33 protein-coding genes are annotated in these 19618 nt (G+C 72.5%); 32 read left to right on the top strand and 1 reads right to left on the bottom strand.

Annotated elements, in window-relative coordinates:
* The first annotated feature begins 317 nt into the window (after positions 1 to 317).
* The 14 genes from ACIBNE_RS10245 (at position 318) to ACIBNE_RS10180 (ending at position 6456) form a co-directional block, all read left to right on the top strand.
* Positions 318 to 1115 carry a hypothetical protein gene (locus tag ACIBNE_RS10245; protein WP_399271028.1) on the top strand — a complete coding sequence of 266 codons (798 nt, stop codon included), beginning with the start codon at positions 318 to 320 and terminating at the stop codon, positions 1113 to 1115.
* Positions 1112 to 1549, top strand: coding sequence for a hypothetical protein (locus ACIBNE_RS10240; RefSeq protein ID WP_399271027.1), 438 nt, complete (start codon positions 1112 to 1114; stop codon positions 1547 to 1549). Before ACIBNE_RS10245 ends, ACIBNE_RS10240 begins: the two co-directional genes overlap by 4 nt.
* Positions 1546 to 1767: a hypothetical protein gene (locus ACIBNE_RS10235; RefSeq protein ID WP_399271026.1), complete on the top strand. Its 222-nt coding sequence runs from the start codon at positions 1546 to 1548 to the stop codon at positions 1765 to 1767. The genes ACIBNE_RS10240 and ACIBNE_RS10235 overlap by 4 nt, the downstream gene beginning before the upstream one ends.
* Positions 1757 to 2107 (top strand): hypothetical protein, encoded by a 351-nt coding sequence (locus ACIBNE_RS10230; protein ID WP_399271025.1) that lies wholly within the window; start codon positions 1757 to 1759, stop codon positions 2105 to 2107. The genes ACIBNE_RS10235 and ACIBNE_RS10230 overlap by 11 nt, the downstream gene beginning before the upstream one ends.
* 87 nt (positions 2108 to 2194) lie before the next feature.
* On the top strand, positions 2195 to 3022 hold the full coding sequence (locus ACIBNE_RS10225) for a helix-turn-helix domain-containing protein (RefSeq protein ID WP_399271024.1): 828 nt from the start codon (positions 2195 to 2197) through the stop codon (positions 3020 to 3022).
* On the top strand, positions 3019 to 3429 hold the full coding sequence (locus tag ACIBNE_RS10220; RefSeq protein ID WP_399271023.1) for a DUF4326 domain-containing protein: 411 nt from the start codon (positions 3019 to 3021) through the stop codon (positions 3427 to 3429). Before ACIBNE_RS10225 ends, ACIBNE_RS10220 begins: the two co-directional genes overlap by 4 nt.
* Positions 3426 to 3632: a hypothetical protein gene (locus ACIBNE_RS10215; RefSeq protein ID WP_399271022.1), complete on the top strand. Its 207-nt coding sequence runs from the start codon at positions 3426 to 3428 to the stop codon at positions 3630 to 3632. Before ACIBNE_RS10220 ends, ACIBNE_RS10215 begins: the two co-directional genes overlap by 4 nt.
* The gene (locus ACIBNE_RS10210; protein ID WP_399271021.1) at positions 3629 to 4249 is read left to right on the top strand and encodes an NUDIX hydrolase; all 621 of its coding nucleotides are present in this window, start codon (positions 3629 to 3631) and stop codon (positions 4247 to 4249) included. The genes ACIBNE_RS10215 and ACIBNE_RS10210 overlap by 4 nt, the downstream gene beginning before the upstream one ends.
* Complete coding sequence (locus tag ACIBNE_RS10205) at positions 4246 to 4437, top strand: hypothetical protein (RefSeq protein ID WP_399271020.1); 192 nt, start codon at positions 4246 to 4248, stop codon at positions 4435 to 4437. Before ACIBNE_RS10210 ends, ACIBNE_RS10205 begins: the two co-directional genes overlap by 4 nt.
* 28 nt (positions 4438 to 4465) lie before the next feature.
* Entirely contained in the window at positions 4466 to 4663 is a 198-nt protein-coding gene (locus tag ACIBNE_RS10200; RefSeq protein WP_399271019.1) for a hypothetical protein, read from the top strand.
* Between the two features lie 28 nt (positions 4664 to 4691).
* On the top strand, positions 4692 to 5129 hold the full coding sequence (locus ACIBNE_RS10195; RefSeq protein ID WP_399271018.1) for a hypothetical protein: 438 nt from the start codon (positions 4692 to 4694) through the stop codon (positions 5127 to 5129).
* Between the two features lie 67 nt (positions 5130 to 5196).
* On the top strand, positions 5197 to 5628 hold the full coding sequence (locus tag ACIBNE_RS10190; protein WP_399271017.1) for a hypothetical protein: 432 nt from the start codon (positions 5197 to 5199) through the stop codon (positions 5626 to 5628).
* On the top strand, positions 5625 to 5861 hold the full coding sequence (locus tag ACIBNE_RS10185) for a hypothetical protein (RefSeq protein ID WP_399271016.1): 237 nt from the start codon (positions 5625 to 5627) through the stop codon (positions 5859 to 5861). Before ACIBNE_RS10190 ends, ACIBNE_RS10185 begins: the two co-directional genes overlap by 4 nt.
* A gap of 52 nt (positions 5862 to 5913) precedes the next feature.
* Positions 5914 to 6456, top strand: a complete 543-nt coding sequence (locus ACIBNE_RS10180) for a WhiB family transcriptional regulator (RefSeq protein WP_399271015.1) — start codon at positions 5914 to 5916, stop codon at positions 6454 to 6456.
* 73 nt (positions 6457 to 6529) lie between these two features.
* Here ACIBNE_RS10180 and ACIBNE_RS10175 read toward each other — a convergent pair whose 3' ends face one another.
* Complete coding sequence (locus tag ACIBNE_RS10175; RefSeq protein ID WP_399271014.1) at positions 6530 to 6817, bottom strand: sigma factor-like helix-turn-helix DNA-binding protein; 288 nt, start codon at positions 6815 to 6817, stop codon at positions 6530 to 6532.
* 174 nt (positions 6818 to 6991) lie between these two features.
* Here ACIBNE_RS10175 and ACIBNE_RS10170 point away from each other — a divergent pair, with 174 nt between their 5' ends.
* The 18 genes from ACIBNE_RS10170 (at position 6992) to ACIBNE_RS10085 (ending at position 19560) form a co-directional block, all read left to right on the top strand.
* Positions 6992 to 7321 carry a hypothetical protein gene (locus tag ACIBNE_RS10170; protein ID WP_399271013.1) on the top strand — a complete coding sequence of 110 codons (330 nt, stop codon included), beginning with the start codon at positions 6992 to 6994 and terminating at the stop codon, positions 7319 to 7321.
* Positions 7321 to 7485, top strand: a complete 165-nt coding sequence (locus ACIBNE_RS10165) for a hypothetical protein (RefSeq protein WP_399271012.1) — start codon at positions 7321 to 7323, stop codon at positions 7483 to 7485. The genes ACIBNE_RS10170 and ACIBNE_RS10165 overlap by 1 nt, the downstream gene beginning before the upstream one ends.
* Positions 7486 to 7553: 68 nt before the next feature.
* Entirely contained in the window at positions 7554 to 8402 is an 849-nt protein-coding gene (locus ACIBNE_RS10160; protein ID WP_399271011.1) for a protein transporter Sec31, read from the top strand.
* Complete coding sequence (locus tag ACIBNE_RS10155) at positions 8402 to 8929, top strand: hypothetical protein (RefSeq protein ID WP_399271010.1); 528 nt, start codon at positions 8402 to 8404, stop codon at positions 8927 to 8929. Before ACIBNE_RS10160 ends, ACIBNE_RS10155 begins: the two co-directional genes overlap by 1 nt.
* Positions 8926 to 9432, top strand: coding sequence for a hypothetical protein (locus tag ACIBNE_RS10150; RefSeq protein WP_399271009.1), 507 nt, complete (start codon positions 8926 to 8928; stop codon positions 9430 to 9432). The genes ACIBNE_RS10155 and ACIBNE_RS10150 overlap by 4 nt, the downstream gene beginning before the upstream one ends.
* Complete coding sequence (locus ACIBNE_RS10145; RefSeq protein WP_399271008.1) at positions 9429 to 10190, top strand: hypothetical protein; 762 nt, start codon at positions 9429 to 9431, stop codon at positions 10188 to 10190. Before ACIBNE_RS10150 ends, ACIBNE_RS10145 begins: the two co-directional genes overlap by 4 nt.
* A gap of 230 nt (positions 10191 to 10420) precedes the next feature.
* The gene (locus ACIBNE_RS10140) at positions 10421 to 10840 is read left to right on the top strand and encodes a hypothetical protein (protein ID WP_399271007.1); all 420 of its coding nucleotides are present in this window, start codon (positions 10421 to 10423) and stop codon (positions 10838 to 10840) included.
* The gene (locus ACIBNE_RS10135; RefSeq protein WP_399271006.1) at positions 10837 to 12180 is read left to right on the top strand and encodes a terminase large subunit domain-containing protein; all 1344 of its coding nucleotides are present in this window, start codon (positions 10837 to 10839) and stop codon (positions 12178 to 12180) included. Before ACIBNE_RS10140 ends, ACIBNE_RS10135 begins: the two co-directional genes overlap by 4 nt.
* Positions 12181 to 12190: 10 nt before the next feature.
* Entirely contained in the window at positions 12191 to 14470 is a 2280-nt protein-coding gene (locus ACIBNE_RS10130; RefSeq protein WP_399271005.1) for a phage portal protein, read from the top strand.
* A gap of 192 nt (positions 14471 to 14662) precedes the next feature.
* A complete protein-coding gene (locus ACIBNE_RS10125; RefSeq protein ID WP_399271004.1) occupies positions 14663 to 15010 on the top strand; it encodes a hypothetical protein in 348 nt (115 codons plus the stop codon).
* Positions 15010 to 15654, top strand: a complete 645-nt coding sequence (locus ACIBNE_RS10120) for an HK97 family phage prohead protease (RefSeq protein WP_399271003.1) — start codon at positions 15010 to 15012, stop codon at positions 15652 to 15654. Before ACIBNE_RS10125 ends, ACIBNE_RS10120 begins: the two co-directional genes overlap by 1 nt.
* 186 nt (positions 15655 to 15840) lie before the next feature.
* The gene (locus tag ACIBNE_RS10115; protein ID WP_399271002.1) at positions 15841 to 17139 is read left to right on the top strand and encodes a phage major capsid protein; all 1299 of its coding nucleotides are present in this window, start codon (positions 15841 to 15843) and stop codon (positions 17137 to 17139) included.
* Between the two features lies 1 nt (position 17140).
* Positions 17141 to 17374: a hypothetical protein gene (locus tag ACIBNE_RS10110; protein WP_399271001.1), complete on the top strand. Its 234-nt coding sequence runs from the start codon at positions 17141 to 17143 to the stop codon at positions 17372 to 17374.
* A 2-nt stretch (positions 17375 to 17376) separates the two neighbouring features.
* Positions 17377 to 17652, top strand: a complete 276-nt coding sequence (locus tag ACIBNE_RS10105) for a hypothetical protein (protein WP_399271000.1) — start codon at positions 17377 to 17379, stop codon at positions 17650 to 17652.
* Positions 17653 to 17655: 3 nt separating this feature from the next.
* The gene (locus tag ACIBNE_RS10100) at positions 17656 to 18333 is read left to right on the top strand and encodes a hypothetical protein (RefSeq protein WP_399270999.1); all 678 of its coding nucleotides are present in this window, start codon (positions 17656 to 17658) and stop codon (positions 18331 to 18333) included.
* Positions 18334 to 18383: 50 nt separating this feature from the next.
* A complete protein-coding gene (locus tag ACIBNE_RS10095; protein WP_399270998.1) occupies positions 18384 to 18803 on the top strand; it encodes an HK97-gp10 family putative phage morphogenesis protein in 420 nt (139 codons plus the stop codon).
* Positions 18803 to 19108, top strand: coding sequence for a hypothetical protein (locus tag ACIBNE_RS10090; RefSeq protein ID WP_399270997.1), 306 nt, complete (start codon positions 18803 to 18805; stop codon positions 19106 to 19108). Before ACIBNE_RS10095 ends, ACIBNE_RS10090 begins: the two co-directional genes overlap by 1 nt.
* Positions 19108 to 19560: a hypothetical protein gene (locus ACIBNE_RS10085; RefSeq protein ID WP_399270996.1), complete on the top strand. Its 453-nt coding sequence runs from the start codon at positions 19108 to 19110 to the stop codon at positions 19558 to 19560. Before ACIBNE_RS10090 ends, ACIBNE_RS10085 begins: the two co-directional genes overlap by 1 nt.
* Positions 19561 to 19618 lie beyond the last annotated feature (58 nt).

Genomic DNA, 19618 nt, shown 5'->3' with positions numbered 1-19618 from the left:
CGCACCGCGACTGTCTGCGGCCGCAGCATGTCGCCCGTCCGCGCCGCCTGGCTGGCCGCGCACGGCGAGGAACCGCAGGGCCACGTCCGAACCGAATGCGGGCGGTCCGGCTGCGTCGCCGCCGACCACCTCGCTGACGACGCGGTCCGTGCCCGGCGCCACGGCACCCCGGCCTCGTACGCGCGGCACCTGGCTGTGGGCACCGAGCCGTGCGCGCCCTGCATGGAAGCGCGCGAGGAAGAGCTGGCCCGGCGGCGGATGCTGCGCCGCCAGCGCGATGCGGCCCGCCGGACGGCGGCCCTGGCGGGGAGGGCGGCATGAGCGAGCGCCCCCACGGCTACGCCCGGTACAAGCTCGACGGCGGCCGCTGCCTGACGTGCCGACTCGCCGCATCCGAGTACGACACGAACCGCACCCGCGCCATCGCCTACGGCACATGGCAGCCGTGGGCCGACGCCGAACCCGTCCGCCGGCACCTGCGTGAACTCCAGTCCTGCGGGCTCGGGCTGCGCCGGATCGCCGTCCTGGCGGGCGTGGACTACGCGCGGCTCCAGGCCGTGCTGACGGGGCGTCCTGGGCGGGGCACGCCGCCGCAGGCCCGGGTCCGTCCGGCGCTCGCGGCCGCGGTCCTCGCCGTCGAGCCGGGTCTCGACGTGCTCGGCGCCGCGACGGTCATCGACGCGACGGGAACCCGACGCCGGCTTCAGGCACTGGTGGCGGGCGGCTGGCCGCAGCACCACCTCGCGCAGCACCTGCGGATGAGGGACGGGAACTTCGGGCTGATGATCCGGGCCGTCCGGGTCACCGTGCGCACGGCGCGCGCGGGGCGTGTCCTGTACGACGAGCTGTGGGCGGCCGACCCGCGCGAGCACGGCGTTGGCCGGCAGCCGTACGTCCGGGCCCGGAACCAGGCGGCACGGCAGGGGTGGGCGCCGGTCGGGGCGTGGGACGACGACACCATCGACGACCCGGCCGCGGCCCCGGACTGGACCGGCCGGTGCGGCACGCCGGGCGGGGACGCCGCGCACCGGTACATGGGCACGCCGGTCTGCCCACGGTGCCGGGAGGCACGCAACGCGGCGCGTAGGGACGCGCGGGCGGGGGTGGCGGCATGAGGGTCCGTGAGGATGTCGCCGCGCTGCTGCGCGAGGGCCTGACCGACATGGCGGTCGCCGCGCGCCTGGGGGTTGCCGCTTCGGGTGTGGGCCGTGCGCGGGCCGCGCTCGGTATCCCTCCGCACCGGCGCGGCCGCCCCGCCGCCCCGTCAGCCGAGGCCCTGTTCCGTGCCCGTACGACGCCGGCCGCGGGCGGGCATCTGCACTGGGCGGGATACCGGACGGCCGACGGTGTTCCGGTGGCGCGCTGGCGGGGGCGGGGGCTCGGGGCTCGCGGGGTCGCGTTCCGGATCAGGTACGGGCGGGACCCGGTGGGTTACGTCAAGGCTGGCTGCGGCGACGACGAGTGTGTCCACCCGGGTCACGTGGAGGACCGGCCGATGCGCGAGCGGAACCAGGCCGCCTACAGGGCGATCTTCGGTGATCCGCCGTGACCACGGCCGACGGGCTGTCCGGTCTGCATGTCGACTTCGGTGTCGACCACCGCGGCTACCGGGTCCGCCCGCCGAGGGCCCGCTACGTCTGCACGGCGTGCGGCACGACGGAGGGCCCCGTGTACGGCCATGACCAGGTCAGGGCTCTCGTGGCGAGGGTCATGACCGACCACCCCACCTACTGCACCGCCCGAACGGAGACCTCCCATGACCACTGAACTCACCATCCCCGCGGGCGCCGACGTGGAGCGTCTCGTCGCTGCCCTCAACGCCGCCCACGCGATCGGCATCAAGTTCGACCTCGGCCCCAACCCGCATATCCGCTGGGACTCGCTGACCAACCGGTACGCCCCGGCAGCATCCCTCCCGCGCGACGAGGACTCGGTGACCACTTGGGAGGGAGGGCACGCCCTCGTCATCGAGTACGGCGACTGCGAGTTCTACGGCCGCTGCCAGTGCGGCAGGTCGTTCGGCATGGTCCCGCCGAATCGGTTCCGGGGCGACGTGTTCGGCAGCGCGTGGGAGCGCCATGTGATGACCGAGCTGCCGTCCGACTGACCTGCCCCCGCATGCCCGTCCGGGGCGGCTGGCCCGAGCCCCGCCCCGGACGACGAACCCCCGCACCGCCGTTACGAAAGAGAGCCCGTGAGCAGCGACCACGTGCAGACCGTGCGCAACGCCTGGATCAACGCCCTCAGGGCGGAGGTCTTGCGCGTCGGTCCGTCGGTCCCCGAGGTGGCGCGTGTTGCTGCTGTGGGGGTGTGGATCGCCACGTACGCGGATGCCGACGGCGGCAACGCGTTCCCGGGGCGGGACACTCTGGCGCGGCTGGCGGGCTGCTCGCAGGAGACCGTGACCCGCGCGGTGAAGGTGTTGCTCGGGGTGGGGCTGCTGGTGCGGCGGCGGCGGCCGAATGCGTCGTCGGTCTACCAGTTGATGATCCCGATGGGGCGCCCGGACTGGGCTCCGCACATGGTCGCGTTCACGGATACGCGGCAGCGTCGGGCGCACGCGAAGAAGAAGGCGCAGGAGATCGCGGAGTTGACCGAGTCCCCTCGGACAGCGTCCGTGGACGCGGTCCGGACAGCGTCCGTGGCTGGTGTTCCGGACAGCGTCCGTAGCGGGGGTTCCGGACCCTCCGGAGACCCCCCGGATAGCGTCCATGGACGCCCCCGGACAGCGTCCATAGTCGCGGTCCGGACAGCGTCCATGGACGCGCCTACCAGTTCCACCCCTACCTGCGGTAGGGACCCAGACCCCGACCACACCCCGCCTGGGCTCTCACCTCAGCCACAGGTCCGCGCGAGCGCGCGAGGCGAAAACGATTCCTCCCCCACCCCACAGCCCGCCACGGCCACCGCGCCGCCGCTCGCAGTCGTTCGCTGCCCGGTCTGCCACCGCCCCGTCATCCCCGACCCCCGCCGCCCCGGCCGCACCACCCACACCCACTGCGCCGAAAGGACCGCCTCATGAACCCCACTCGCATCCAACGCCGCCGAACCAAGGGGTGGACCGCGCCCGAGGGCGCCGTCTACGTCGGCCGCCCCACCCGTTGGGCCAACCCGTTCACCGTCCGCCCCGTTAGCACCGGCTGGCAGCTCATCGATCTCGGCGACCGCAGCCGCAGCCTCCGCGAGGCCCCCCAGATCTTCGCCCCTACAGACCGGCTCTATGCCCGGCTCATGGCCACCCGCCTCTTCGAGCTTCACCACACCACCGAACTCGGTATCTACCGGTACAACGCCGCCGCCCTCGCCACCCTCCGGGCGGACCTCGCCGGGCGGGACCTCATGTGCTGGTGCCCTCTCCCCGGCGACGGCGAGCCCGACCACTGCCACGCCGCCGTCCTCCTGGCCCTCGCCAACGAGCCGCAGTCATGACGCCCCTGGAGCGCCTCCTGCGCGACGAACTCCCCTCCTGCCCCGAACACCCCACCCCCCGCCCCGCAGACAGCCGCACAGCACCCGCCTGGACCCCGCAGCAGCAAGCCCAGCACCGGGCCGACCTCGCCGCCGCACTCGACGGCTGGACCGACCGCACCAACCCCCGCCACCTCCACGCCGTACGAAACGAGGCCGCATGACCGACCTCGCCCGCCACCTCACCGCGCTCGGCATCGACCCCGCCGAGATCCACGCCATCACCAGCAGCCCGGCCCGCCCGCAGGCCACAACTGCGCCCCGACACAACGATCATCAGGAGACCACCGTGACCGACCAGCCCCCGAACTCCGACCAGCTCGCCGAACTCCGGCCCCTCGCCGCCGTCATCGAGCACGCGATCGCCGAGACCCCCGTCCGCCTCGGCACCAACGACTGGGGCACCGTCCTCGCCGCGCAGGTCCTCGCCGAGGTCGCCGCGTACATGGGCCGCACTCTCGGCCCGGACGCGGGTCTGCTCGGCGAGGTGCAGGCCGAGCGGCAGCGGCAGAACGCCCGCTGGGGCGAGCAGAACCACCCCGACGGCACCGGGCTGCCCGTCTACCAGCACGCCGTCCGCCGCTACCGGGAGCAGACCGAACGCGCGGCAGCGACCGGGTTCCTCGCCTGGCGGGACGTGCTGCTGGAGGAGGTCTACGAGGCGCTCGCCGAGACCGACCCTGCTGCGCTGCGCACCGAGCTGGTCCAGGTCGCTGCGGTGTGTGTGGCGTGGGCCGGGGCGATCGACCGGCGGGCCGCCGCCGAGGGGGCCCCGGCGTGACGCGTCGTCGGCATCGCACGACCCGTGCCCGCGCCTGCACCGGGAAGCACGCCCACCGCGACCGGGCCGCTGCTCTCGCGCAGATCGCGTCGCTGCGCCGCATGGACGGCGCGGTGCGGATGGCCCCGTACCGCTGCCCGTACTGCCGCCACTGGCACGTCGGGCATCTGCCCGGCAGCCGCCACTGACCCACCCATCACATCACTGGAGATGACCATGAGCGACGAAATCACCTGGACGTTGATCAACACCGAGGACTGGGGCGGCGGGCTGGAGCGCACGTACCGCGCCAGGGGCGTCGAGCACGCTGGCTGCGGCGGTGACGTCCTCCTCGTCCACCTCCATGACGAGGAGGACGCGCTGGTCCACGCGCACTCCCACTGCGGCGAGTGCGGCGAAGACCTGACGCCCTGACCCGCCCACCACACCACAGGAGTTGATCATGACTGACCGTCCGTACACCGACGCCGACCTCCGCGCCGAAGCCGCCCGGCAGCACGCCGAGCTGGTCGACGACCCCGAGTACATGTGCATCGGCGAGATGATGCAGGACGCGATCGTCGAGTCCACCGACGACGGCACCTGCGCGCGCCAGTCGTGGAATGAGCTGCTCGTCGCCCCCACGCCGAACGACGAGTACGACGCCCTCAACGAGGCGCAGCGCGCCATCCACCGCCTGATCACCGGCGCGGCCGACGTGCCCGAGTGGGCGATCAACCTCGGCGCCGACGGACTAGAGCCCGCCGAACACCAGCTCACGATCAACGCCGACGACCGCCCGATCGCCCGCATCCACTTCGCGTTCGAGCCGGGGATGCCCGAGGACATGCGCACCGCGCTGGTGGAAGGCCTGGCGCACGAGATCGCCAGGTACGTCTGACCCCGGCCGCCCCGCCCGCAGGCAGCGCGGGCGGGGCGCGCACCCAGCACACCACGACCACACGGAGATGACCATGGTTCAGCACTACTCCTCCTTCGGCGAGGCGGCGGGCGCCGCGATGGCGCACAACGCCCGCATGGCCGCCGACGCCGCCGTCGCACGAGCCGCCGAAGAGCAGCCCGCCGAGACCCCGCCTGCCGTCGTTGACCAGCCCCTCCGCGGCCGCATCGCCGAAGCGCTCGACCGCGCGGACACCTTCGGGCAGCTGCGCCTCGACGACCGGTACCGGTTCGCCGACGCGGTGCTCGCCGTCCTCCCCGCGCCCGCCGACCGAGCCGCTGTGCTGGAGGAGGCAGCCGACGTCGTCGACAACGACGACACGTGCGACTGCGGCGGCTGCGACACCTGCATCCCGCGTGCGTTCGCTGCCGACCTTCGCCGCATGGCCGCCGAGGCGCGCGGCACCGGGGAGCAGCCCGACAAGGACGAGAACCGATGACCGACCCCACCCCCACCGTCCGCTACGCCCTCCAGTCCCGCCCCGCCCCCAGCCAGCCCTGGCAGGCCACCGGACCACAGACGTCCTGGGCACGGCGAGACACGGCGCTACGGGCACTCGCCGCACGCCGCCAAGCACAACCGTCGTGGGAACACCGGCTCGTACGGCGCACCACCACGGTCACCGAGACGCCACTGACCGAAGACGACGTCCCCACCCACGACCTGCTCTGACCAGCCAACTGCCCCACAGCCAACCCCCCAGACCAACCCCCGGGGAGCCTCGATGCCCACCCTCACCACCCTCACCGACAACGCCCCCCGACTCCCCTGCCGAACCGACCCCGACCGGTGGCACAGCCCCCACGCCAACGACCGGCGCGCCGCGGTCGAGGGCTGCCAGCCGTGCCCGGTGCGTGCGGCCTGTGCCCGGTACGCGCTCGACCATCCGGAGGTGACCGGGGTGTGGGGTGGGACGACGACGGCGCAGCGCCGGTCGTGGCGGGATGGCCGGCCGTGGCGGTTCGATGAACAGGGCCGGTTGCGGCTGGTGTGTGGTAGCGAGGAGGCGTACCGCAGCCATTTCGGGTACCGGGAGCAGCCCTGTGTGGCGTGTGTGGCGGCGCACGAGGCGCACATCGGGGCCGGGCGCCGGGCGCGGCTCGCGGAGGCTCACAGGGCCGCTGGGGGCGGTTCTGCGGCGGGGTACTGGCTGCACCGTCGGTTGGGGGAGGTGGCGTGTGCGGCGTGTGTGGCGGCGGTGCAGGCGCGGCGTCCGGCTCGTCAAGCTCGTCGGGGGGCTCGTCCGCCGGCGGTTGCGGCGGCGTGATCGGGTGGTCCGGACGGATCCGGACAGCACGCAGCCCCCGACCCGATCCGGGCGGGGGCTGCGACGGGCGGAACTACTCCGTCTCGGCGGCCGCCTTCCGCTTCGCCTGCCCAGCGGTCTCGCCCGCGATGATCTGGCGCACCCGGCCGAAGGACACCCCCAGCTCCTCGCCGATCTTGCGGAGGGACATGCCGCTCTCGTGCATCTCCTTCACCGCTTCCTGGCGCATGCCGCGGACCTTGGCGTGGGTATCGGGCCAGTCGTCCAGCAGCTCGGTCAGGCGCCGGGCACGATCCGCCGCATCGCCGTCCGTGCCCAGCGCGTCGATCGAGTCGAGCACTCGCTGCACCTCCTCATCCACGCCCACTCCGTTCTTCGGAGCGCAGCCTTCCCCGACATTGCTGTGTAGGGTACCCTGCACAGGAGTCGGGTGGTAGCTCCGCTGCCAGCCGTATGCACAAAACCCCCGGCCCGGAGCTGTCACTCCACATGGGCCGGGGGTGCCCACTCCGCTGCGATCACAGGAGCAGGCCCCATGAAGCCTACCGACCGACCCGTTGACCAGCCCACCCCCGAGCGGCCCTTCGACGCCGACGAACTACTCGGCCGCATCCTCACCGAGCCGTCCTTCCCCGCGCAGATCCTGATCGTCGCCGCACGCCTCATGGCCAGCAGCACCGACCCGATCAACCCATGGACGCTCCACCAGCGCCTCACCACCGCCGAGGACGCGATCTGCGGGATCCTCCCCGACCCCGTCCGCACCGACGCCAGCAGCCGCGCCCGCGCCGCCCTCCCGCCCCTCGGCGGCGCCCCCCAGTGGCAGTACGCCACCACGCTCCGCGAGATCGCCGGGAGCCTGTGATGGCCGACCAGACCCCGGCCCACCCCGGCGAGCCCACCCGCGACGAGATCCGCGTCATCGCCGCGCAGCCCGCCACAGTCGCCACCTGCCGCGCCGACTACGCCAAGGGCGCCGCCGCCCGCGCCGCACTCGACACGGCCGCACGCCGCCTCCGCGGCCGCTGACCCCCTCCGACCGCCGCCCCCGCGTCCATCCCCCCTCGCGGGGGCGGCACCAGCTCCTGGAGCACCACGTGCGCTACCGCACCGAGACCCGCACCCGCGAGGTCACCCACACCGTCGACGGCCAGACCGAGATCATCGACGAGCCGTACGAGATCCACATCCCCGTCCCGCCCCGCGACTGGGACCAGATCATCCGGCACGCCGTCCTCGCCGTCGCCGCCCTCATCCTCACCGCCTCCCTCGTCTGGTCCACCGCCAGCATCGGCGGCCTCCTCACCCTCCTCGTCATCGAGCCCGCCGCCTACGCCGCCGCCGTCGTCTTCGACCTCGTGTGGATGGCGTGCATGGCCCTGGAATGGCTTGCCCGCTACGACCCCCAGCGCGCCGCCCTCCCGCGCAACGCCGGACACCTTGCCCTCGCCGTTGCGATGATCGCGGTCGCCGCGCACGGCAGCGTCCAGGGACAGCGGACGATCGGGATCGTCGGCGCCGTCGTCTCCGCGCTCGCCAAGGGCCTGTGGACGATCATGCTGCGGCAGATGACGCCGCCCCTCGACGCCCGCACCCAGGCATGGGTCACCGCCCGCCGGGCCCGCGTCGGCGCGCAGCTCGGCATGATCTCCGTGCAGCGCGACCTCACCCGCGCGCAGAGCCAGGTCGACGCCGAGCGGGCCGCCCTCCAGGCCAGTCCGGACGCGGATCCGGACCGTCCGGACCAGTCCGCAGACGATCCGGACGCCGACGTCCTCGACCTCGCCGCACACGCCGAGAGCACCAAGGACGCAGTCCGGATCGCCTGGGACGCAGGCCTCCGCGACCGCGACGCGGTCACCCGCTGCGTCGGCAAGGCCACCGGCCGCGCCGTGTCCCCGGACACCGTCGACCGCTACCTGCGCGCGCTGAAGGTCGGTGCCTGATGGCCGACCAGCCGATCACCCCCACACGGATCATCCCGCCCGGCGCGCCCCTGCCCATCCCCGTGCAGCCCGCGGCCCCGCCCGCGCCGCCGCCTCCACCCCGCCCGCCGGCACCCCCACGCTGGGCACCGCCCCCGCCTCCCCCGCCGGGGCCCGTCGAAGTCCACGTCACCGTCGACCTCGTCTACCCCCAGCCCGAGCCGGAGCCTGTACGGGACTGGAGCTGGCTGTGGCGGTGGGCCAGGCCCGCCCAGACCCTCGGTGCCGTCGTCCTCGCCCTCGTCCCGATCACGCCCGGGGGCAGCCTCGTCGCCGTCTGGTCCGCGACCCTCGCGGAGTGCCGCACCGAGGCCAGCATCGGCGGGGCGTACGCGCTGGCCGCCGTCGCTCTCGGCGCCGCACTGATCATCGACGGGCGCACCGGGCGCTGGTGGGCGCGCACTCTGCTCGTCACCGCCATGATCGGCGGCACCGGCGCGATGGCCCTCTACGACCCGATCACCTGGCTGACAGGGGTACGCCCGTGAACGGCACCAGCCTCAGCCTCGCCGGAGTCGGCATCGCCCTCGCCGTCGCGTGGGCCAACTTCCGCCCCTGGTGGAAGGGCACCCGCGACCCCAAGGCCCTGATCCCCTACGGCGCCGGGCTCTACCTCGGCTCCCTCGCCACCATCTGCATCGGCGGCGCCCTCGGCTGGGGAGCCGCAGGCATCGCCGGACTCGCCTCCGGCGGCGGCGACAGCATCGTCGCCAAGCTCGTCGGCACCGGCGCCTCCCAGCTCGGCAGCCGGTCCGCGGGCACCCTCACCCCTGCCGGAGGCGTGGCCGTCGCCCTCGTAGCCGTCGGCGTCGGCATCCTCTTCAAAGCGTCCGGCAAGCAGGACAAAAGACGCATCGTCGGGGGCCTGGTCACCGGCTCCGTCCTCGCCCTGCTGCCCGGAATCGCCACGTCGCTGGACTGGCTGCCCAGCACCGTCAACACTCCCGGCGCGTGGGCCGAGGGCTACCTGAGCGGACGGTCCTCCCTGTGACCGCCCTTCAGCGTGCCGCCGAGCGCCTCGTCGCCGGATGCGAGCAGCTCGCCCGCCGCGCCGCCGACCGAGCGGTCGCCTGGGTCCGCCGCGGCCGCCGCACCGACCTCACCTGCTGGCAGGCCGAGCTCGGCGTGTGGCTCCGCATCGCCGTCCTCGCCGGACTCGCCGCCCTCCTCTGGCGGATCATCCGCGCCACCCCCGTCATCCTCTGGGTGATCGTCGCCCTGCTCCTTCTCGCCGCATGGCGCCTCGGACGCCCGGTCGGCCCCCCACCAGCACCCGCCGCAGCCGCTCTTCCCAAGGCCGACGCAGAAGACCCCCCGGCCCTCGCCGTGGCCGACCTCATCCGCCTCGTCCGCGAGGCCATGGGGACCGGCCCCGGCGTGCACACCACCGCCCTCGCCACACACCTCACCCAGACCACCGGAGAGAAGTGGTCCCCCGCGGCCGTCCGGGCGGCCCTCTCCGAGGCCGGGATCGAGCACGGCCCCGGGGCCCGGATGAGCGGCGTCTCCTACCCGTCCGGAGGGGTCCGCCGAACCGCCCTCCCCGACCCCTCCCCGACCCCGCCTGTAGGGGCTGTAGGCGACGTAGTTTCCGCAGGTCGTCCGGCGACTACAGGGGCGGCTACGCCTACAGCTACAGGGCCCGAACTACAGCCCGGGGAGCGGGGCTTCGAGTGCGTCGATGACCCCGACCGGCCCACCCGGACGCACGTCCTGTGGAAGCGCGAGGAGGTGAACCGATCATGCTGACCCTCCTGGCCGCACTCCGCTTCGACCAGCCCGAGCTGCCGTACTGCCCGACGTGCGGCGGCCACTACCCCGCCCACACCCACTGACGCATGACCACCCGTACCCCGGGTACACGGACCGCAGGCCCCGCCGGACATCCCCCGACCGGCGGGGCCTCGCCATGCTGGCGGATTGCAGACCCCAAGATCCTGGGCTGCCCGGAATCCGTACCGTCCCAGCAGGGAGGTGCAATGGTCCGGCGGAACTCCAACCACGATCTCGGCCTCGTGCGACAGCACGAGGTCGTACGCATGCGCACCCAGGAGCACCTCCACTTCCGGCAGATCGCCGAACGTCTGGACTGCGACGTCAAGAACGTCTACGTCGCCTGGAAGCGAGGCGTCGCCGCCCTCGCCGAACAGGCCGCCGCCGCCCACAGCGAGTACATCGGCGAGCAGCTCGCCAACCTGGACATCGCGGTCAACGCCCTGATGCCCAAGGTCATCAAGGGCGATACCAGGTCCGTCGAAGGCCTCGTCCGCCTCTTCGACCACCAGGCAAAGCTCCTCGGCCTGTACGCCCCCGTGAAGGCGAGCGTCACCGTCACCGACGAGATGACCGCCCGCGTACGCGCGCTCGCCGACGAGCTGGCCGCCCTGGACGACGCGTGACCGCCGACCTGGACGCGCGCCTCGCCGGGATGAGCCCCGCCGAGCTGGAGCTGCTGGAGACCGAACTGGCCGCCCGGCTGTGGCAGAAGCGGTGGGGCCGCTGGAAGCCGTACCCGTGGCAGGTGCCGCCCCCAGCGATCGAGACGCTCGGCTGGTGGCTCCAGCTCGGCGGGCGCGGCACCGGCAAGACCGACGGCTGCGCCCGCTACATGGTCGCCCACGTCAACGGGCCCCCGTGCGACGAGCGGCTGCGCGGCGGGCACCGCATGGCGATCATCGCCCCCACCCAGGGCGACGCCGTGGAGGCGTGCGTCAACGGGCCCTCGGGGCTGAAGGCGCACGACCCGCGGGTGGTTCTCCGCACGACGGTCGGCGGGACGTTCGCCCGCTGGCCGTCCGGCGCCGAGGCCAAGTTGTTCGGCAGCCACACCCCCGACGACGTCGAACGCCTCCGCGCCGGCGGCAACAGGTGCTTGATCTGGATGGAGGAGGTCGCCGCGCAGCGCCGGTTGAAGGACGCCATCACCCACTCCGAGATGGGCCTGCGCCTCGGCAACAACCCCCACTACATCGGCAGCACGACGCCCAAGCCGCGCACCGAGCTGATCGAGCTGACCCGCTCCGACAAGGTCATCGTCACCCGCGGCCGCACCCGCGACGCCATCCACCTCCCCGAGGAGCAGCGGCTACACCTGATCCGGAAATACGCCGGCACCCGCACCGAGGCGCAGGAACTCGACGGCATCCTGCTGGAGGACATCGAGGGCGCCCTGTGGTCGCGGGCCGGGCTTGACGCTGCCCGTGTCGGCGCCGCCCCGCCCATGAGTCGCATCGTCGTCGCCATGGACCCCGCCGCTACCTCGCACGCCGAGTCCGACGAGATGGGCATCATCGTGGCCGGGCGCGGGCAGCAGTACATTCCGGACAAGAACGGCTTCCAGCGGCAGCACGGCTACGCCCTCGACGACCTGTCCGGACGGATGCCGCCCATCGAGGCCGCGCGCCGGGCGATCCGGGCGTACCACGAGCACCGGGCGGACGCGATCGTCGCCGAGGTCAACAACGGCGGCGAGTGGATCGGCACCGTGGTCCGGCAGATCGACCCGACGGTCAACTACCGCACGGTCACCGCGAGCCGGGGCAAGGCCACCCGGGCCGAGCCGGTGGCGGCGCTCACCGACCAGGGGTCCGCGCACGTCGTCGGCTCGCTCCCCGAACTGGAGGAGCAGCTCGTCAGCTGGGTGCCCGGCGACTCCAGCCCCGACCGGCTCGACGCGTACGTGTGGGCCCTCACCGATCTCATGCTCGCCCCCGCGGGCAACCTTGCCGCGGTCGCCTGAGGAGGACGACGTGAGCCAGTACAGGAACCGGGCGATCAGCCGGGCCGCCGAGAAGCGAGCCGTCGGCCTCGACACGCTGCGCGACCGCATGCCCATCACCGTCGCCTCCATCGGCGGGCAGCACTCCCTCACCATGGCCCTCGACGCCGAGGCGAGAGGCTACTCCAACAGCGCCGTCGCCTACCGGTGCGTCGCCGCCATCGCCGACAACGGATCATCCGTCCCACTGGCCGTACGCCGACCCGATGGCGAGATCATCGAGGGCCACCCCATCGCCCGCCTGTTCAACAAGCGGCCCAACCCGTTGATGAGTGCCCGCGTCTTCAAGTCGCTGGCTCTTCAGCAACTGGAGCTGGCCGGCCAGTCCTTCGTGTGGCTGGACCGCGGGGAGACCGGCCTCGGCGACGCCACCGAGATCCACCTCGTCTTCGACCAGGTCGACGTGATCGTGGACCGGCCGATCGCGCAGCGCCCGACCACGGCCAACATCATCGGGTTCATCATCCGGCGCGGCGACGGGGTCCAGGTTCCCGTCCTGCCCGAAGAGATGCTGTGGCTGCGCTATGCCCATCCTTGGGACCCGCTCGGCTGCCTGCCCCCGTGGCGTGCGGCCCGGCATGCGGTGGACATGGACTCGTACGCCCGTGAGTGGCAGAAGCAGTCCTACAAGAACGGCGCCCGCCCAAACGGCGTGGTCTACCTCGGACACATGGAGCAGCGCGAGTTCGACGCGGTGAAGGCATCGTGGCGCTCTTCGATGCAGGGGCCGCAGAACGCAGGCCGTGACCTACTGGTGCGGTCCGCAGCACCGGGCGGCGGGCAGGGCTCCAGCGGCGGCATCGGCTACGAGCGGCTCGGGTTCACGCCCGAGGAGATGGACTATCTCGAATCTCGGATGGCGAACTCGGCTGAAGTCATGCTGGCGTTCGGTGTGCCCAGGGACTACTTGCTCGGCGGGACGACGTACGAGAACCGGACCGCGGCGAAGACCACGCTGTGGTCGGACGCGATCGTGCCGAAGCTGGAGGTCATCGGCAGCGAGATCGACCTGAGGCTACTGCCCTCGGATGCCGAGGAGGCGGTGTTCGATCTGTCCGGGGTGGACGCTCTGCGCGAGTCCCGGGATGCAGTGGTCACGCGAACCACACGCCTCGTCGAGGCCGACGTCGTCACGCTCGACGAGGCCCGCGCCGAGGCCGGGTACGACTCGCTGCCTGGCGGCATTGGCGAGCAGACCCTGACCGCGTACCGGGCGCAGTACAGGCCCGTCACCCCTGCGGCCGGGGTGCAGCGCTTCGACAGCAGCGAGCTGGAGGCCGTCGTCAGCCGCGCGGTAGCGTCCGTGCTGGCGCCGCTTGTCGCCCCGATGCCGAAGGTGGACGCGCGCGAGACTCCCCGGCCCGAGCTGACCCGCGCGGACGCCTCCCCGTCGCTGGCCGACATCAACGCGGCGTACGACGACCTGGAGGGCGCCGGCCGCCGCGCGGTGCAGGCCCTTGCCCGTGAGCAGCGGGAGCGGGTGCTGAGGGATTTCGACCGGCTGATGAAGAAGCCCGAGCGGTCCGCCGCCTGGCTCGGCGAGGTGCGCACCGAGGCGTGCGCCCTCGCCCGCGAGCAGTGCGTCACCCTCGCCCCGCCCGACCCCGAGCAGGTACCAGCCGCCCGCCTGACCGACCTGGACGTCGCTGCGGGGCCCGAGGGCTGGGAGGAGCGGATCAAGGTGAGGGACCTGTTCGACCCGCGGTACTGGCGGCGGCGGACGGGCGAGGTGCTGCGGCCGTTCGTGGAGCGGGCGTGGAAGCGCGGCGGGGCCAGCATCACCGCCGACTTCGATCTGGACGAGCCGACCGTGGCCGACGCGCTGGCCGCGCGGGTGGAGGAGCTGGCGGGGCAGGTGACGGCGACGACGGAGCAGGTGTTGCGGTCGCAGATCCTGGCGCACGGAGTGGCCGAGGGTGAGTCGGTGCCGGAGCTGCGGGCGCGGATCCAGCGGGTGTTCACGAACCTCAGCGACTACCGGGCGACGATGATTGCGCGTACGGAGACCGTGGGCGGGTACAACCAGGCGGCGTTCGTGTCGGCGCTGGATGCCGGGGCCACGACGAAGACGTGGCTGGCGACCGACGACAAGCGGACCCGGCCCACGCACCGGTCCGCGAACGGCAAGAGCACGCCACTGAACAGGCGATTCGAGCTGACCCAGTCCCGCTGGCCAGCTGACCCCACCGCCCCTGCCAGCCAGAGCATCCAGTGCAGGTGCGCGCTGACCTTCACCTTTGAGGAGTCCTGATCATGGTCCCTGAGTGCGTCCACCACGTAGAGCTGTGCCCAGAGTGCGGGGGGTTGCAGGCTTCCCGGCTCGAACGAGTTACCGGGATCGCCAGCATCGAGATCGACGGGGCGGCGGCGGTCACCTTCTCCGGCCCGGTCGAGGTGTTCGTAGGTCAGGCAGTCGAGCCCTGCCCGGCGACGGTGGCCTGACGTGGCTACCCTCCTGCGCGGCGAGGTCCGCGTCATCCTCCAGCCCGCCGGGATCAGCCAGTACCGGGGCGCGTACTGCCCGCCCGGCGTGCCGTTCGCCGAGGTGAGGCGTGGGCCCTTCGATGGCAAGCAGGACATCGCCGTCCGGCCCGACCAGGACGGCGGCCTGCCCCAGCACGTGACGTTCGGCGGGGGCCGGACCGTCTACGAGTACGACGGCCGGGACCGGAAGGGTCGCGCCGTCTACCGGTACGCGCCCCGCCTGTCTCCGTCCCACCAAGCGGTCATGGACGGCGTGGCCGAGGTCTACGCCGAGCACGCACTGAAGCAGGCCAAGGGAGGCCAGTGATGGAGATCGAGTTCCGTAGCCTCGAAGACGTCGAGTGGCGCGTCGAGGACGGCGACGGCGGCACGTTCGCCGGGTACGCCTGCCGCTACGGCAAGAAGGACAGCTACGGCACGACGTTCCACCCCGGCGTGTTCCGCAAGGGTCTCGACAAGCAGGACTACGCCCTGCTGTTCATGCATCACCCGATGCAGCCCGTGGGTACCTTCCGTGCCGAAGAGCGCGCGGACCACCTGTGGATCGAGGGCCGCTACGACGACACGGCCGCCGGGCGCGACGCCCGTGTCATGGCCCGCTCGGGGAGCGCCCGGGAGCTGTCCGTCGGGTTCGTGCGCACCGACCTGCCGGACTGGAAGAAGCTGTACGAGATGGAGGAGGAGGCCAGGAAGGACGTCCTGGAGAACATCCGGTCGGCGCGCCTCGTGGAGGTCTCGCAGATCACTGCGCGGATGGCGGCCGTTCCCGGCTCGAAGCTGAAGACCGTGCGGTCCGCGCTTGGCGACCTGTACGCCGAGGTCGACGCCCCGACGATCACCGACCGCATCCGCGAGGAGCAGGAGCGCCGGACAGCCGAGGAGACCGCTGCGCAGGCCATGCGGGAGCGTGCCCGGCGCGCCGCGCTGCTGCGCCTCCAGACCGCTGGCTGACACGGGATTGCAGCCCCCACCCGCGCGCACCCCCCGAGTCGATCTACTCTCCCCCCATCCGGGCCGCTCGCACCGGACGTGAAAGCCGCGAGCCTGCCGGGCGCGTTCCACCGGCCGTGACAGACGGACGCAGCACCCATGACGCATGGGCGGCTGCTGCCGTCCACGGACCGAGAGGACCCCACGGTGAGCAACTTCGCCCGCGTCCGCCCCATCGGTCGCCGCCGAGACGGCCGACCGATCTACCCCATCAAGGGCGGCGCACCCACCCTGCTGGAGCAGCGCGACGAGGTCATCGCGCACCTCCGGGACCCGAACTACGACGGCGACATCGACGAGCTGAACCAACGCGCCGACCAGCTCACCGCCCAGATCGAGCAGGCCAACGCCCGCGCCTCCCGCCTCCGGGCGCTCCAGGGTGCCGTCCCGCCCGGCGACCCCCAGCCGCAGCAGCAGGGTGGGCAGCAGCGCAGCCAGCCCGGCCAGGGCCCCGACGAGGACGGCAACCCGGACCCGGTCACGGTCGCCGAGGCGTTCGTACGGTCCGCCGCGCTCCAGTCGTTCCGCGAGCGCGGGTTCCGCGGCGAGTCCGGGGCCGTCGAGTTCCGCGCCGCTCCGGCCGGCACCGTCACTACGGGCACGCAGCCGCAGCAGAACACGAGGGTGCCGGGGATCATCCCGCAGAACCCCGATCTGCCGCTGATGATCGCGAACTTGCTGGACCGGCAGACGTCGGACGGGACGACGCTGGAGTACATGCGGGACACGTCGGGTCCGCAGTCGACGTGGAACGCGGCGGCGGTCGTCGCCGAAGGCGCCGACAAGCCCAAGAGCGGGCCTTTCAGCTTCGATCTGATCTCCACCAGTCTGAAAACGGTGGCCCACTGGGTGCCCATCACGAGGCAGGCTGCGGACGACAACTCGCAGCTCATGGGCTACATCAACGGCCGCCTCACGTACGGCCTGGAGTACAAGCTGGACAGGGAGATCCTGACCGGCAACGGCACCACCCAGATGCAGGGCATCCTCACCACCTCGGGCATCGGCGCCTATCAGCCGGGTGTCGGCAACACCGACCCGAAGCTGATCACGGTCCGGAAGGCCAAGACGCAGGGCGAGCTGGCGATGTACCCGCCGGACGCCATCGTGATGAACCCGCTCGACTGGCAGGACATCGAGCTGGACACCGACGCGAACGGGCAGTTCCGCGTCATCACCTCGGTGACCGACTCCGGCGCGCCGATGCGGATCTGGGGCCTGACCGTCGTCACGTCCGTGGCCATGGCGTCGGGCACGGCGCTGCTCGGCGGGTTCCGGATGGGCGCCACGCTGTGGGAGCGGCAGGGGATCACGATCCTGATGACCGACTCGCACGCCGAGCTGTTCACCGCGAACACGCTGGTCGTCCTCGCCGAGCGGCGGGCGAACGTGGCGGTGCACACCCCGCTGGCCTTCACGAAGATCACCTTCGCGGCGGCGACCTGACATGGGTGGAGTCGTCAAGCAGGTCACGCTCACCAAGTCGAGCGCCGCCCGCACCGAGAACCAGGACACCGAGGTACTGCGCGTCATCGGCACCGCCCCGGCCCTCCTCGACGGAACCACGAAGCCCGTCGTCAACAACCAGGGCTCGACGTTCGCCGACCTCGCGGCAGTCACGGCCGCCTACAACAGCCTGCTCGCCGCGCTCCGTACGCGTGGCGTCATCGGAGGTACCTGATCATGGCAGCACGCAAGAGCACCGATCCCGAGCAGGCTCCGGCGGCAACGGTCCGCACTCAGGAGTACGACGGCGGCACGGGCTGGCAGGTCGGCCAGCGGGCCCCGCAGGACGCGTACCGCGCGCTCGACGCGGCCGGTACGGGCGAGTCGACCGGGCCCGTCGTGCACCAGCACCCCGGCGGCTACGCCCGGCAGATCGTCGCCGCGGGCGGCCTCGTCACCGACGGCGTGCGCCGCGAACTCGACGCCGCCGAGGCCGAGAGCGCCGAGGACTGACCCATGGCGTACTGCACGATCCAGGCCGCCAGAGACGCAGGCTGCACCGGCACCGACGCCGTGGTCGCCGCGTGGATCCAGGCTGCCCGCGACACGATCGAGCGGTACACCCAGCAGGTATTCGAGCCAACTGACCTGGTGGTGGTGGCGGATGTCGGCGCGGGAGGACTGGTCATCCTCCCGCGCCGCGTCCGGACGGTCACCAGCGTCACGCCCGTGCCGGCCGCCGACGACGAGCCGACGATCCCGGCGACCGCCTACCGCGTCACGTCCTCGTCCGTCCTCGGGCAGGTCGACGCCGTACACCTGTCGTGGGGCGGGTGGGACGACCTCGTGGCCGGCGCCGAGTCGTACAACGGCGGCTGGCTGGGGCTGTGGGAGCGGTGGGGCGCTGAGCAGGTGCGGGTGGCTGGGGAGTTCGGCTACGACACCGCGCCGATGCTGGTCGGTCAGGGGTGCGCGCTGCTGGCCGCGCATCTGCAGGCTGCGGCTGCCCCGTCGGACGCGGACGCTGCGCAGGACGGCGGCCTGACGGTGGACGACGAGGGAAACAACGTCGCCATCGAGGATGCCGACGATGACGAGGTGCCGCCGCCGTCGGCGTCGACCGGGTCGGTGCAGGTCGACGCACTGCTGGCGGGCTACCTGAACCGCGGCGCGTCGCTGATCGGCGGTGTGTGATGGCGCGCGTTCGCGGGTCGGTGCCGTTCCGGGGGACGTCGGCCACGTCCGTGACGATCAACACCCGTGCGTACGAGCGGGGGCTGCGCCGCTATCTGGGGCGCATGTCGGACGACGTGAAGCGTGCGGTGGACCGGACGCGGATGGACGTGCAGAACGAGGCGCGGCGGCGGGCGCCGGTCGACACGGGGCGGCTGCGGTCGAGCATCGTGTCGCGTGCGGAGGGCTCGGGCCGCGAGGTCGGTTACGTGGTGGGCACGAACGTGACCTACGCGGCGGCCGTGGAGTATGGCACGGCCCCGCACGTGATCAAGCCGCGCTTCAAGAAGGCGCTCTACTGGCCTGGGGCCGCCCACCCGGTCGCCAAGGTCAACCACCCCGGCACGGCTGCACAGCCGTTCCTGCGTCCGGCGATCGAGATGACGCCCACCTTCTGGCGGGCGCACGCGTCGCAGATTGGGCGGCGCTGATGAGCCGCGACTACGGCGTCCCGCCGTCCGACTGGCCCGGCCTGGAAACGGCGGCCATGACCAGGCTCACCAACGAGATCTACTTCGGGTGGCTGGCGGACGAGACCAACCCCGTGTTCTGGCACTGGTGCTCGACGCTGGCCGACGTCCCGGAAGAGCGTACGACGACCAGCCCATGGGTGGCCGCGGGTACAGGTGCGCACACCCTCGTGTCCCGCGAGCCGCTGCACCTCGAACCGTCCCTGCTGTGGAACTGCTGCGGTCTGCACGGCTGGGTCCGCAACGGCCAGTGGACGGGGGCGTGATGGCCGCCACGACAGCGGGCGCCATCAAGGCCCGCCTGGAGACGCTGGGGTTCGGCGTGCCGGTCTTCCGCGACGGGCCGCGCGAGGGCCAGGCCGAGCCGTTCATCGTGGTGCAGGAGGGCCTGCCCGCCGCCCGCGATCTGCGGGCATCAGGGGATTTCGGGGATCCGGACGCCACGATCGAGATCGCTGAGACCGTCGTCGTCGACCTTGTACAGCAGGCCCGTGTGAAGACCGGCGCCCGCACGACGAAGGTCACCGAGCGGTACGGGCTGGCCGAGGCCATCGCCCACGCTCTGCACGGCTGCACGCTCCCCGACCACCCCGCGCGGGTTACGGCGGTGACGGTGCAGGACATCGACCGGATCCCGATCGAGGAGAACCGGGTGCGGCACTCGATCACTGTGCAGATCCGCCGGGCGCTGCTCGCTGCGGAGGTGACCCCCGCATGAAGATCACCTACCCGTTCCCGACTCGCTCACCTCGTAGGGCCGGACCCCGGCACCGAAA

Origin of the sequence: Streptomyces sp. NPDC050504 (genome assembly GCF_044458065.1) — a bacterium.
GTDB lineage: Bacteria > Actinomycetota > Actinomycetes > Streptomycetales > Streptomycetaceae > Streptomyces.
Note: the sequence above shows the minus strand (reverse complement) of the source record. Positions and strands in the feature narration are given on the sequence as shown.